Source organism: Micromonospora sp. CA-269861 (genome assembly GCF_050948505.1).
Classification (GTDB): Bacteria; Actinomycetota; Actinomycetes; order Mycobacteriales; family Micromonosporaceae; genus Micromonospora.
Genome location: NZ_CP192014.1, coordinates 2,613,049 through 2,624,959, shown reverse-complemented (window position 1 = coordinate 2,624,959; position 11,911 = coordinate 2,613,049). Strand labels below are relative to the sequence as shown.

Annotated in this window: 13 protein-coding genes; 10 read left to right on the top strand and 3 right to left on the bottom strand. The window is 70.3% G+C overall.

The window, feature by feature from the left end:
- Positions 1 to 70 precede the first annotated feature (70 nt).
- The 8 genes from ACQP0U_RS12100 to ACQP0U_RS12065 are packed head-to-tail and all read left to right on the top strand — an operon-like array spanning position 71 to position 7,252.
- Positions 71 to 583 carry a flavin reductase family protein gene (locus tag ACQP0U_RS12100; protein ID WP_433318404.1) on the top strand — a complete coding sequence of 171 codons (513 nt, stop codon included), beginning with the start codon at positions 71 to 73 and terminating at the stop codon, positions 581 to 583.
- Positions 584 to 1,648, top strand: coding sequence for an ABC transporter substrate-binding protein (locus tag ACQP0U_RS12095; protein WP_433318402.1), 1,065 nt, complete (start codon positions 584 to 586; stop codon positions 1,646 to 1,648).
- Positions 1,645 to 2,484, top strand: coding sequence for an ABC transporter permease (locus ACQP0U_RS12090; protein WP_433318400.1), 840 nt, complete (start codon positions 1,645 to 1,647; stop codon positions 2,482 to 2,484). Before ACQP0U_RS12095 ends, ACQP0U_RS12090 begins: the two co-directional genes overlap by 4 nt.
- Positions 2,460 to 3,197 (top strand): ABC transporter ATP-binding protein, encoded by a 738-nt coding sequence (locus ACQP0U_RS12085; protein ID WP_433318398.1) that lies wholly within the window; start codon positions 2,460 to 2,462, stop codon positions 3,195 to 3,197. The genes ACQP0U_RS12090 and ACQP0U_RS12085 overlap by 25 nt, the downstream gene beginning before the upstream one ends.
- Positions 3,194 to 4,531, top strand: coding sequence for an LLM class flavin-dependent oxidoreductase (locus ACQP0U_RS12080; RefSeq protein WP_433318396.1), 1,338 nt, complete (start codon positions 3,194 to 3,196; stop codon positions 4,529 to 4,531). The genes ACQP0U_RS12085 and ACQP0U_RS12080 overlap by 4 nt, the downstream gene beginning before the upstream one ends.
- 20 nt (positions 4,532 to 4,551) lie before the next feature.
- On the top strand, positions 4,552 to 5,616 hold the full coding sequence (locus ACQP0U_RS12075) for an aldo/keto reductase (protein ID WP_433318394.1): 1,065 nt from the start codon (positions 4,552 to 4,554) through the stop codon (positions 5,614 to 5,616).
- Positions 5,613 to 6,182: an NADPH-dependent FMN reductase gene (locus tag ACQP0U_RS12070; RefSeq protein WP_433318392.1), complete on the top strand. Its 570-nt coding sequence runs from the start codon at positions 5,613 to 5,615 to the stop codon at positions 6,180 to 6,182. The genes ACQP0U_RS12075 and ACQP0U_RS12070 overlap by 4 nt, the downstream gene beginning before the upstream one ends.
- The gene (locus ACQP0U_RS12065) at positions 6,179 to 7,252 is read left to right on the top strand and encodes an LLM class flavin-dependent oxidoreductase (protein WP_433318390.1); all 1,074 of its coding nucleotides are present in this window, start codon (positions 6,179 to 6,181) and stop codon (positions 7,250 to 7,252) included. Before ACQP0U_RS12070 ends, ACQP0U_RS12065 begins: the two co-directional genes overlap by 4 nt.
- A 67-nt stretch (positions 7,253 to 7,319) precedes the next feature.
- Here ACQP0U_RS12065 and ACQP0U_RS12060 read toward each other — a convergent pair whose 3' ends face one another.
- The gene (locus ACQP0U_RS12060) at positions 7,320 to 8,606 is read right to left on the bottom strand and encodes a hypothetical protein (RefSeq protein WP_433318388.1); all 1,287 of its coding nucleotides are present in this window, start codon (positions 8,604 to 8,606) and stop codon (positions 7,320 to 7,322) included.
- Positions 8,607 to 8,880: 274 nt separating this feature from the next.
- Here ACQP0U_RS12060 and ACQP0U_RS12055 point away from each other — a divergent pair, with 274 nt between their 5' ends.
- Positions 8,881 to 9,363, top strand: a complete 483-nt coding sequence (locus ACQP0U_RS12055; protein WP_433318386.1) for a GNAT family N-acetyltransferase — start codon at positions 8,881 to 8,883, stop codon at positions 9,361 to 9,363.
- A 111-nt stretch (positions 9,364 to 9,474) separates the two neighbouring features.
- Here the strand turns inward: ACQP0U_RS12055 and ACQP0U_RS12050 are convergent, their stop codons facing one another.
- The gene (locus ACQP0U_RS12050) at positions 9,475 to 9,975 is read right to left on the bottom strand and encodes a DUF1772 domain-containing protein (protein WP_433318385.1); all 501 of its coding nucleotides are present in this window, start codon (positions 9,973 to 9,975) and stop codon (positions 9,475 to 9,477) included.
- Positions 9,972 to 10,829, bottom strand: a complete 858-nt coding sequence (locus tag ACQP0U_RS12045; protein WP_433318383.1) for an NmrA family NAD(P)-binding protein — start codon at positions 10,827 to 10,829, stop codon at positions 9,972 to 9,974. The genes ACQP0U_RS12050 and ACQP0U_RS12045 overlap by 4 nt, the downstream gene beginning before the upstream one ends.
- Before the next feature lie 103 nt (positions 10,830 to 10,932).
- On the opposite strand from ACQP0U_RS12045, the gene ACQP0U_RS12040 reads away from it, so the two are divergent.
- Positions 10,933 to 11,892: an AraC family transcriptional regulator gene (locus tag ACQP0U_RS12040; RefSeq protein ID WP_433318381.1), complete on the top strand. Its 960-nt coding sequence runs from the start codon at positions 10,933 to 10,935 to the stop codon at positions 11,890 to 11,892.
- Positions 11,893 to 11,911 lie beyond the last annotated feature (19 nt).

Below are 11,911 nucleotides of genomic sequence, written 5' to 3'. Positions count from 1 at the left end.
GCTCGACGCGCGCCGCGCCGACCCCTGCCCGGGTGCTGCCTGCACGTCGTTCTCGATCAGGAGGACCGTCATGACCGTCATCGACAAACCGCCCACACCTGTCGAACCGACCATGTTCCGAGCCCTGCTGCGCCGACAGGCCGCATCGGTCGCGGTCATCACCGCCGCTGGCGAGCCCCCGGTGGGATTCACCGCCACCTCGTTCACGTCGGTGTCGCTACGACCGCCGTTGGTGTCGTTCTGCCTGGCCCGGTCCTCGTCGAGCTGGTCGACAGTCAAGGGCGCGGAGCACATCGCTGTGCACCTGCTCGGTGAGGACCAACAGGACGTGGCACGAACCTTCGCCACCAGCGGCATCGACCGGTTCGCCGCGCACTCCGGCTGGCGGTACGGCCCCTACGGCGTGCCGCTGCTGCACGAGCCGGTCGCCTGGCTGCTGTGCCGGGTGACCCAGCGGGTTCTCGCCGGCGACCACGCGATCGTGCTGGCCGAGCCGCTGACCGGGAGCCACGGCGAGGGCGCACCCCTGCTGTACCACATGGGGCGGTACGCCGCCCTTAACCCCACCACGAAGGAGCCGTAGGTGAAGTCGCCAATCATCCTGGACCGACGGGCGTTCCTGACCGCCACTCTGGGCGCGGTCACCCTGGGCGCGACCGCGTGCGCCGGCGACGACGCACCTCGGGCGGCGCTGGCCGCGGGCGCGCCGCTGCCGGAGTCGATACCGAAGGGCACCAAGCTCGTCGTGGGCGACAAGGAGCACCAGAAGGCGATCGAGTTCTCCGGCGAGGCCGACAAGTTCACGTTTGACGTGGAGTGGGCCAACATCAGCGGCGGACCGCAGACCCTCGAGGCGTTCCGGGCCGACGCCCTCGATGTCGGGGCTGTCGCCGACATCCCACCCATCCACTCCCAGTGGACGAACATCCCCACCAAGATCGTCGCCTCCAAGTACCGCCAGGACCCGCTGAACCACGCCATCTACCGGCTCGGCATCGCGCCCGGCGTCTCGGTCGCCACCCTCGCCGACCTCCGCGGCAAAAAGATCGCGTACAGCCCGGGGCAGGCACAGGGTGCGCTGGTGCTCCGCGTCCTGAAGAAGGCCGGCCTGACCAAGAAGGACGTCCGGCTGGTCGAACTGCCGAGCACCGGCGACGTGTACGCGACAGCGCTCGCCAGCCGCCAGGTCGAGGTCGCCCCGATCGGCGGCGTGCAGATCAAGCGCTACGAGACCAAGTACGCCCGTGACGGCGCCACCACGATCGCGCACAGCCTGCGGGACGACCCCGGACACCTGTACGTGCCGATCACCGTCCTGTCCGATCCGGCGAAGGCGGCCGCGATCCGCGAGTACGTGCAGGCGTGGGCGCGGGCCTGGCGGTGGCGCGAGGCCAACCCGGACGAGTGGATCGAGCGCTACTACGTCAAGGACCAGGGCCTGACCACCGAGGACGGCAGGTGGCTGGTCGAGAACGGTGGTGTGGCCGACATCCCGGCGAGCTGGACCGAGGCCATCGCCCGGCACCAGGAGACCATCGACCTACTGGCGAAGGAGACCAACAACAAGCCCCTCAAGGCCGAGGACCTGTACGACCGGCGGTACGAATCCGTCGCCGCGGACGCGCTCGTCGCAGGAGGGACCCAGTGACCGCCTCCTCCGTCCTCACCCGGGCCCGACCCAGTGCGAACGTCGCCGCCGGCAGGCCGAGGCGTCGTCTGCGGCCCGGCCGTCCCATCCCGTTCGGCGCGGCGATCGGCCCGATCCTGCTCCTGGCTGTCTGGGCGACCGGCTCGGCGGCCGGATGGATCGACCCTCGCACCCTGTCGGCGCCCTGGACCGTGGTCACCACAGCGGGCGATCTCATCGCCGACGGCCGCCTACAGGACAACCTGGCCATCTCGGCCCGACGGGCCGGCCTGGGCCTCACCATCGGCACCGTCATCGGCACGGTGCTGGCGTTGCTCGCCGGTCTGAGTCGGTGGGGCGAGGCCATCCTCGACGGCCCGATCCAGATCAAACGGGCCATCCCGGCGCTCGCGCTGCTACCGCTGCTCGTCCTCTGGTTCGGCATCGGCGAACAGATGAAGGTCATCACCATCACGCTCGGCGTGTTCGTCCCCGTCTACATACATACGCACAACGGGCTGCGCACCATCGACAGCCGGTACGTCGAGCTGGGCGAGTCGCTGCGACTACGCAGGACGGCGTTCATCCGCCGGATCGTGCTGCCCGGCGCGCTGCCCGGCTTCCTGCTCGGCATGCGGTTCGCGGTCGTGGGAGCGTGGCTGTCCCTGGTGGTCGTCGAGCAGATCAACTCGACAAGCGGCATCGGCTACATGATGGAGCTGGCCCGGGAGTACGGCCAGACCGACGTGATCATCGTTGGACTCGTGCTGTACGGGCTGCTCGGGCTGCTGTCCGACGGCGCCGTCCGGCTCGCGCAGAGGAGGGCGCTGTCGTGGCGACGCACGCTGGCGGACTGACCGCATCCCGCACGGTACGTATGCAGGGCCTGGCGCGAGGGTTCGGGGACCGGGTGGTCCTGGACGGATTCGACCTGGAGATCGGCACGGGCGAGTTCGTCGCGCTGCTGGGCCGCAGCGGTTCGGGCAAGAGCACGCTGCTGCGGGCGCTCGCCGGCCTGGACGGCGACGCGACGGGCTCGGGCCTGGTCGACGTACCGGAGAACTCCTCGGTCGTCTTTCAGGACGCCCGGCTCCTGCCGTGGCAACGCGTCCTGGACAACGTCGTCCTCGGTCTGCGCGGGCCGGACGCCACCGAACGCGGCCGTGCGGCGCTCGCCGAGGTGGGTCTGGCCGGACGCGAGCGGGCCTGGCCCAACGAGCTGTCCGGCGGCGAACAGCAGCGGGTGGCGCTGGCCCGGGCTCTGGTGTCCGAGCCGGAACTGCTGCTGGCCGACGAACCGTTCGGCGCGCTGGACGCGCTGACCCGGCTGCGTATGCACGCCCTGCTACGCGTGCTGCATGCCCGGCACCGGCCCACGGTGCTGCTCGTCACGCACGACGTCGACGAGGCCATCACGCTGGCCAACCGCGTCCTGCTGCTGGACAGCGGCCGGATCGCCGTCGACCTCGCCATCGACCTGCCAGCACCGCGGTCGTACCGGCAGCCGCAGTTCCTCGCGTACCGCGAAACCCTCCTGCGGGCGCTCGGCGTCGACCAGACGGAAGGATGACCATGCTGCACCTCAACGCGTTCCTCATGGGCGTCGGCCACCACGAGGCCGCTTGGCGCCTGCCCGACAGCGACCCGTTCGCGCAGACCGACGTGGAACATTTCAAGCACCTGGCCCGCATCGCCGAACGCGGCAAGCTCGACTCGCTGTTCCTGGCCGACAGCCCGGTGCTGTGGAACAGCATCGGCCGACGGCCGGGCGGCACCCTGGAGCCGACCGTACTGCTCACCGCCCTGGCCGGTGCGACGAGCCACATCGGACTGATCGCGACGGCGTCGACGACGTACAACGAGCCGTTCAACCTGGCCCGCCGGTTCGCGTCGCTCGACCACATCAGCGGCGGCCGGGCGGGCTGGAACATCGTCACCACGGCCGGCGAGAAGGCGGCCCGCAACTTCAACCTGGACGACCTGCCGGCCCACCGGGACCGGTACGAGCGGGCAGCCGAGTTCATCGAGGTGTCCCTGAAGCTCTGGGACAGTTGGGACGACGCGGCGCCGCTCGGGGACAAGGACGGCGGGCAGTGGGGCGACGACGATCTGCTCTACCCGCCGGCGCACTCCGGGCGGCACTTCCGGGTGGCCGGCCCACTCAACGTTCCCCGCCCCCCGCAGGGCTACCCGCTGCTGGTGCAGGCCGGGTCGTCCGAGGACGGCAAGGACCTGGCCGCCCGGTACGCGGAAGCCGTCTTCACCGCCCAGCAGACGCTCGCCGAGGCGCAGGCGTTCTATCGCGACCTCAAGCAGCGTGCCGCCCAGGCCGGCCGCGACCCGGACACCATCAAGATCCTGCCGGGCATCGTGCCGGCGATCGGCTCCACCGAGGCCGAGGCCCGCGCGCTGGAGGACGAGCTGGACCGGTTAATCAAACCTGAGTACGCCCGGCAGCAGCTCGCCACGACGCTGCGGGTCGCCCCGGAAGACCTCGACCTGGACAAGGAACTGCCCGCCGACCTGCCGAGCGAGGACGAGATCGAGGGTGCGAAGAGCCGGTATACGCTGATCGTCACGCTGGCCCGGCGGGAACGGCTGACCGTCCGGCAACTCATCGGCCGGCTCGGCGGCGGGCGCGGGCACCGCACCTTCGCCGGTACGCCGGAGCAGGTCGCCGACGCCATCGAGGAGTGGTACCGCAGCGGCGCGGCCGACGGCTTCAACATCATGCCTCCCGTGCTGCCGTCCGGGCTGGAGGCGTTCGTCGACCACGTCGTGCCGATCCTGCAACGCCGCGGGCTGTTCCGTACCGAGTACACCGGGACCACCCTGCGCGAGCACTACGGGCTACCCCGCCCGGCCAACCAGTTCACGCAGCAGCTCGCGGCCGCGACCCGCTGATTCACGAGGACAGGAGACCAGTGGTTACCTACCGACCCTTCGGACAGACCGGCGTACGCATCAGCTCCCTGACCCTGGGCGCGATGAACTTCGGGCAACGGGGCAACCCGGACCACGAGGACGGCGTCCGGATCATCCACCGTGCCCTCGACGAGGGCATCAACGCCATCGACACCGCGGACGTCTACTCCGGCGGCGAGTCGGAGGAGATCGTCGGGAAGGCCCTCGCCGGTGGGCGGCGCGACGACGTCTTCCTGGCCACGAAGTTCCACGGCCAGGTCGGTGACAACCCGCAGCACCGCGGCAACTCGCGCCGCTGGATCGTCCGGGCCGTGGAGAACAGCCTGCGCCGGCTGGGCACCGACTGGATCGACCTCTACCAGGCACACCGGCCGGAGCCGGACACCGACTTCGACGAAACCCTCGGTGCGCTCACCGACCTGGTACGCCAAGGCAAGATCCGTTACATCGGCACGTCCACGTTCGACCCGTCGGCGATCGTGGAGGGGCAGTGGATCGCGCAGCGGCGCGGCAGGGAACGGGTGGTCAGCGAGCAGCCGCCGTACTCGATCCTGGCCCGCGGCATCGAGCGTGAGGTGCTACCGGTGGCCCAACGGTACGGGCTGGCGGTGATCCCGTGGAGCCCTCTGGCCGGCGGATGGTTGTCCGGTCGCTACCACTCCGGGCTCACGGCGCCGATCTCCGGACGCGCCGACCGACTTCCGGCCCGGTTCGACCCGACCCTGCCCGCCAACGCCGCCAAGCTGACCGCCGTGGACGAACTGGCCGCACTCGCCGACGAGGCCGGGCTCTCGCTCATCCACCTGGCGATCGCGTTCGTGCTGGAACACCCTGCGGTCACGTCGGCGATCATCGGACCGCGCACCCTGGCGCACCTGGAGTCGCAACTCGGCGCCGCCAAGGTGACGCTGTCCGAGGACGTGCTCGCCCGCATCGACGCCATCGTCCCGCCCGGCACCACACTGAACCCCGCCGACGCCGGCTACCAGCCACAGTGGCTGACCGACCCGGCGTACCGCCGTGGCGGCGGGTCATCGGCGCGGCGAATCGGGGTGGCCTCATGAGCGACAGACTCCCGTCCACCCCGGACGTCGTCGTGCTGGTGGGGAACCCTCGTGCCGGGTCGCGTACCCGCGGCGTCGCCAACACGGTGGCCGAGGCACTGCTGGATCGGCTGGGAGAACCGCCGGGCAGGTTCCTGGTGCTGGAGCTGGCCGAGGTCGTCGGCGTGTCGTTCGGGCCGGAACCGGCGTACGGGGCGAAGACCGACCTTGATCCGTTCGCGGCGGTGCGGTCAGCGCGGCTGCTGGTCGTCGCGACGCCTGCCTACAAGGGCAGCTACACCGGGCTGTTGAAGGTGTTCCTGGACCAGTTCGGGCACCGGGAGCTGGCCGAGGTGGTCGCGGTGCCGGTAGCGGTGGCCGCCTCGCCGGCGCACGCGGACGCGACGGCTTCGGCACTGCGCGACGTGCTTGTCGAACTGGGCGCACATGTCCCAGCGCCACCGCTGGCCGTGCTCGAGTCGCAACTGACGGACGCGCACGGGATCGCGGCACAGTGGGCCGACCAGCACAGCGCCGCGATCGGGTCGCACCGCGCCGGCCTGGCACCGGAAGGCCTCCAGCGATGAGTTCCGAGTTCCTGTGGTACATCCCGAACCAGGTCCAGCCCGGACACCGCGGCGACGACGTGATCGACAACCACAACAGCCTGGAGACACTCACCAGCCACGCCCGGGTTCTCGAGGAGCACGGGTGGGGCGGCGCGCTCATCGGGACCGGCTGGGGACGGCCCGACACCTTCACGGTGGCCACCGCACTCGCCGCCCGCACCACCACGTTCCAGCCGCTGATCGCGATCCGACCCGGCTACTGGCGACCCGCCAACTTCGCCTCCGCCGCCGCGACCCTCGACCACCTCAGCGACGGCCGAACGCTGATCAACATCGTCTCGGGCAAGGACGACCTGGCCGCCTACGGCGACGGCGAGGCCAAGCCGGCCCACCGCTACGCCCGCACCAGAGAGTTCCTCCAGATCGTGCGGAAGCTGTGGACCGAGGAGAACGTCACCTACCAGGGCGAACACTTCACCGTCACCGGCTCCACCCTGGCTCTCCGACCGGTCGTCCGTGGCGAACGCCGACACCCCCGGCTCTACTTCGGCGGCGCCTCCCCCGCCGCCGAAGAGGTGGCCGCCACCGAGGCCGACGTCCAGCTCTTCTGGGGGGAGCCACTCGACGGCGTGGCCGATCGGATCGAGCGGCTCAAGCAGCTCAGCGAGAAACTGGGACGCGAGCACGCTCCGCTGGAGTTCGGGCTGCGGGTCACCACACTGGTGCGAGACACCACCGAACAGGCCTGGGCCGATGCCGAAGCCAAGGTCGCCGACATGGCCAAGGGCAAAGGCGCAGCGCGCGACCAGAACTGGCAGACCGCCGTCGGGCAGCGGCGGCTACTCGACCTCGCCGCACGCGGAGAGGTCCTCGACGACAACCTCTACACCACCCCGGGCAGATTTGGTGGCGGCGGGGCGGGCACGACCTGGCTGGTCGGCTCCGCCGAGGACGTGGCGAACTCGCTGCGCAAGTACCAGCGGCTGGGCATCACCCACTTCGTGCTCTCCGACACGCCCTACCTTCCCGAGATCAGGCGTCAGGGTGACCAACTGCTGCCGCTGCTGCGCAGCACGGTTGCGGTGTGACGAGGCCCGGCAGGGCACCGGGCTCCCGGAGCGTTCTTCGTCTGCGCTGTTCCTCTGAGAGCGCCGGTCAGCCCGTTTGCCCACCGAAGCGCGCCCGGATGTCGCTCGGGTAGGACCCCTTCTGCCAGATCACCGAGAACCGGCCGGTCGGGCTGGACGCCGGCTGCGCGTAACGCCCGTCGGGGGCGAGGATCTCGGCCACCCCGAACGCGCCGTCCTGCCCGATCGTCCTGGCGTGCACCCGGCTGGTCGAGAAATCCGGGCTGGGCGCCTGCCAGGTGATGAGGCCGTCGCCGTCGTCGTCCAGAGTGACCTTCGGCCAATCGCCGGCACCGAGCCTGGTGACCGTGCCGAGGGTGCCGGTGCTGGAGATCGAGCGGGCAAAGACCTGCGTGCCGTCGGAGGTCCAGCGGCCCCAGGTCAACACCGCGTCACCATCGAGGTCGCCGGCGAGTTCGTCGAAGAGGGTCAGCTCGTGGGCTGCCGGCGACACGCTGATGACGCTGCCCAACGTGTCGGTATGGCTGTAGTGCCGCACGCGCAGGCGCGGCGGCTCACCCGCCTTCGACCACCGGTAGCTGATCACCGCGTCGCCGTCCCGGTCCAGGGCGACCGAGACGCTCGCGTACCTGACATCCGTGGCCGCACCGGCGATGGCGCGCAGGGCGGCGACCCCGTCCGGGCGGACCCGGCGCGCGACGACCCGCTCGTAGTTTTCCGTCCAGGCGACGAGGGCGGTTCCGGTGCGGTCGACGGCGACGACCGGCTGGTCCGGACCGACGCCAAGGGTCAACTCCGGGCCGAGTGAGCTGTCCGCGCCGAAGTAACGGGCCTTCGTCGTGTACGCGCCGTCGCGGGTCTCGGTCCAGGTGACCAGCGCCAGACCCGAGGGGTCCACAGCGACCGCCGGACTGATCGCGCTCCACGTCGCGATCGTGCGCAGCGGGCCCAGTTCGCCGGTGGCGGACACCCGACGGCCCGCCACGAGACCGTCCTGTATCCATACCACCGCGGAGTCGCCGTCGTCGTCGGACGCGACCTTGGGCCAGGACGCGGACGCGCCGAGCGGCGAGAGCGTCTGGACCGGCCCAAGCACGCCGTCGGCCGACGCGGTCTGCGCCTTCACCTGGTCGTAGCAGCCGCTCGCGTTGCTGTCGCAGCCAGCCCACGCGAGAAGCGAGTCGCCCTGCCGGTCGACCGCGACGAAGGGCTGGTCCTGCCCGCTCCAACCGGCCTCCGACACGACCTGGATCGGGGACCACGTGGCCGCCCGCGCGGGTGCCGGAACGGCGGCCAGTACGGCCAGGGCGCCAACCAATCCGGCGATGACCTGTCGCACACGCTGTCGCGTCACCGATTTGTCCGCTCCGCGCACCGTCGCCCCCTCGATCGATGAACATCCCTGATCCAGGGCATGATGCCATTGACTCGGCTGAGTCGCCTGCCGGAAGCGGGCATGCTGCGCCTCGAATACGGTTGCAGCGCCCCCTAAGATTCCGAGCATGAGTTGCTTCGCTGCTTGGCGTACCCGCCACTGAGGGTCGGCTCGCCGCCGTTGCGGCCGCTGGCTGGCCATCTGATGCCCGATTTGCTGGCTTTCAGAACCTCAGCTGGAAAGGCACACTCACATGCGTATCCGCTCGTTTCTTCAGAATGACCTGGCCCGGCTCACCGAACTGACCATCGAGACGTTCGGGCCGTTCTACGAGGAATCCTTCCGCCCTCTCGTGGGCGAGATCGTTTTCGCCAACCAGCACGGCAGGTGGCGCGACGACTACGTCAAGCAGGTTGCCGGGCTCCACGACCCCGCCGAGCACCGGTACGTCGCGGTCGCTGAGATCGACCGCGCCATCGCCGGCTACGTGGCCTGGGCAGTAGACCCCGAGCGCCGAGATGCCAAGGTCACGATCCTCGCCGTGTCCACGGAGCACCGCCGGCTCGGCGCGGCCACCGTGCTGTGCGAACACGCGTTCGCCGCGATGCGGGACCTCGGCGCCGAGGTCGTCACGATCGGCACGGGCGGGGACGGATTCCATGCGCCCGCCCGCGCCCTGTACGAAGCACTGGGTTGCACGCCGTTGCCGATCGCCGTCTACTACCGCGAACTCTGATCTGATCCGGGGCGGGGCGGTCACCTGCCCCGCCCCGGGTCGCACCAGTTCGATGAGCGCGGTCCAGTTGGTCTGATCGGTCTCGGGGTGGCCCGAGTGACAGCGACGTCATCAGGACGTGCCCGAGAGGTAGACCCCGAGACCAGCCAGCAACAGGCTGATCAGGCTGGCGCCGGCGCGTACCGAGTTCCACCACGTCCAGGCGGACGAGTAGGAGGCCCACACCCGCGCCGCCTCCGCAGGATCGGTCGGCACGCCTGCGGCGTCGAGCGTCTCGTTCATCGGCACGTTGATGACCACCGTCGGGATGAACGCGCCCAGCAGGTACACCCCCGCTGCTACCAGGAACAGCACACCCGCCGACCGCTTCCCGAGGATCAGCAGGAGCACACCGGTCACCGTGGCGGCGACGAGCGGGCCGAAGAACGTGACGAAGAACAGCGGATTCTGGATCCGCTGGTTGATGCTCGTCATGGCGCGGATCGCGGTGCCGGCGTCGGCGGCGTTCAGACCGGGCATCACCGCCACCGAGAAGGCGTAGTAGACACCGGTGATCGCACCCGTCACCGCCAGGGTCACCGCCGCCGACCAGGCAGCCACTGTGGCGTTCATGCCCGGTCTCCACGGGGTGACGTGTCCCATGCACCAGCGGCGGCGGCGTCCCGGGCGTAGTCGGTGAAGTCGCGCGGTCTACGGCCCAGCGCCCGCTGCACACCGTCGGCGAGCTGTGCATTGCGGCCGTCCAACACCCTGCCGAACAGCTCGGTCAGCACCGCCGCGAGCTCTGCCGGCACGTCGTACCCGGCCATCACGGCGGCGTACTCCTCGGGCGAGACCGATCGGTAGCGGATCTCCCGCCCGAGCGCGTTGCCGATCTCCGAGGTCGCCTCCGCGAAGGTGAGAAGCCGCGGGCCGGTCACCTCGTAGAGCTGCCCCGCGTGCCCGTCGTCGGTGAGCGCCGCGACCACGATGTCGGCGATGTCGCGGGCGTCGACGAACGGCTCCGGCACGTTCCCGGCCGGAAGTGTGACCTCGCCGCCGCGTATCGAGTCGGTCAGGAAGTCCTCGCTGAAGTTCTGGCTGAACCAGCTCGCCCGCACGATCGTCCAGGCCACTCCAGAATCCTGGACCACCCGCTCGCTGAGTTTGGCCTCCTCCTCGCCCCGGCCGGAAAGCAGAACCAACCGTTCGATCCCGCCGGACACCGCCTGTTCGGTGAACGAGCGGATCGTCGCGAGGGCGTCCGGCGCGACCAGGTCCGGGTAGTACACCAGGTAGACCGACGAAACCCCGTCCAGTACGGGTGCCCAGGTGCGTTGGTCGGTCCAGTCGAACGGCGGCTCGCCGGAGCGGGAGCCGACCCGTACCGGCCGGTCGAGTTTGGCGAGCCGGTCCACCACCCGGCGGCCGGTCTTGCCGGTGCCGCCCAGTACGAGGATTGGCTGCTCATCAACGGTCTTCGTCATGCCAGCCAGTCAAGTCGAGGTCGGGCGCACCGGGAATGGGCGAGGCTCTCGATCGCATGTCCCGGCGTCTCGACCGCCCACGTAGCAGGGCTAACCTGAGCGCATGGATGCGCTCGCGGGGCTGCTGGACGGGCCGAGAGCGCGCGGTGCGTTCCTGATGCGGTCGGTGTTCGACCCGCCCTGGTCGGTACGGATCCAGGATCGCGCGCCCCTCACCCTGGTCACCATGCTGCGCGACACGGCGTTTGTGGTGCCGGACCAGGGTGCTCCGGTGCCGCTACGCCCCGGCGATGTCGCGATCATCCGTGGCCCGGAGCCGTACACGATCGCCGACGACCCGGCCACGGCGCCGCAGGCAGTGATTCATCCCGGTGAGCGCAGCACCACGCCCACCGGGGACGAGTTGTGCGACGTGATGGACCTGGGTATCAGGACCTGGGGCGAACGCGCTGACGGAACGGCGGTGCTGCTCAGTGGCACGTACCAGTTGCAGGGCGAGGTCAGCCAACGGCTGCTGAGGGTCCTGCCCCATCTCCTGGTACTGCCCGCCGGAGCACTGGACAGCCCGCTCATCGCGTTGCTCGGCGACGAGATGACCAAGGACGAGCCGGGGCAGGATGTGGTGCTGGACCGGCTGCTCGACCTACTGCTCATCGCCGTACTCCGGGCCTGGTTCTCCCGGCCGGAGGCGGCGGCGCCCGCCTGGTACCGGGCGCACGGCGATCCGGTGGTCGGCAGGGCGCTGCGGCTGCTGCATGACCACCCGGCAAAACCCTGGACGGTGGCCACCCTCGCGGCCGGCACCGGTATCTCGCGGGCGGTGCTGGCCCGCCGGTTCACCGAACTGGTCGGCGAGCCTCCGATGGCGTACCTCACCAACTGGCGGCTCGCGCTGGCCGCCGACCTGTTGCGCGAACCGGACGCCACCGTCGGCGCGGTGGCCCGCCAGGTCGGCTACGGCAGCTCATTCGCACTCAGCGCGGCCTTCAAACGGGTACGGGGTCTCAGCCCGGCCGAACACCGGCAGGCGATCGGGTCGCCTGATTTCACGCCAGCGGGATGACAGTGCCGAGGCTGGCCGT

Excerpts from the sequence above, each read along its gene's own strand:
- ACQP0U_RS12100 (WP_433318404.1), top strand. The coding sequence starts at position 71 with ATGACCGTCATCGACAAACCGCCCACACCTGTCGAACCGACCATGTTC.
- ACQP0U_RS12080 (WP_433318396.1), top strand. The coding sequence starts at position 3,194 with ATGACCATGCTGCACCTCAACGCGTTCCTCATGGGCGTCGGCCACCAC.
- ACQP0U_RS12070 (WP_433318392.1), top strand. The coding sequence starts at position 5,613 with ATGAGCGACAGACTCCCGTCCACCCCGGACGTCGTCGTGCTGGTGGGG.
- ACQP0U_RS12065 (WP_433318390.1), top strand. The coding sequence starts at position 6,179 with ATGAGTTCCGAGTTCCTGTGGTACATCCCGAACCAGGTCCAGCCCGGA.
- ACQP0U_RS12055 (WP_433318386.1), top strand. The coding sequence starts at position 8,881 with ATGCGTATCCGCTCGTTTCTTCAGAATGACCTGGCCCGGCTCACCGAA.
- ACQP0U_RS12050 (WP_433318385.1), bottom strand. The coding sequence starts at position 9,975 with ATGAACGCCACAGTGGCTGCCTGGTCGGCGGCGGTGACCCTGGCGGTG.
- ACQP0U_RS12045 (WP_433318383.1), bottom strand. The coding sequence starts at position 10,829 with ATGACGAAGACCGTTGATGAGCAGCCAATCCTCGTACTGGGCGGCACC.
- ACQP0U_RS12040 (WP_433318381.1), top strand. The coding sequence starts at position 10,933 with ATGGATGCGCTCGCGGGGCTGCTGGACGGGCCGAGAGCGCGCGGTGCG.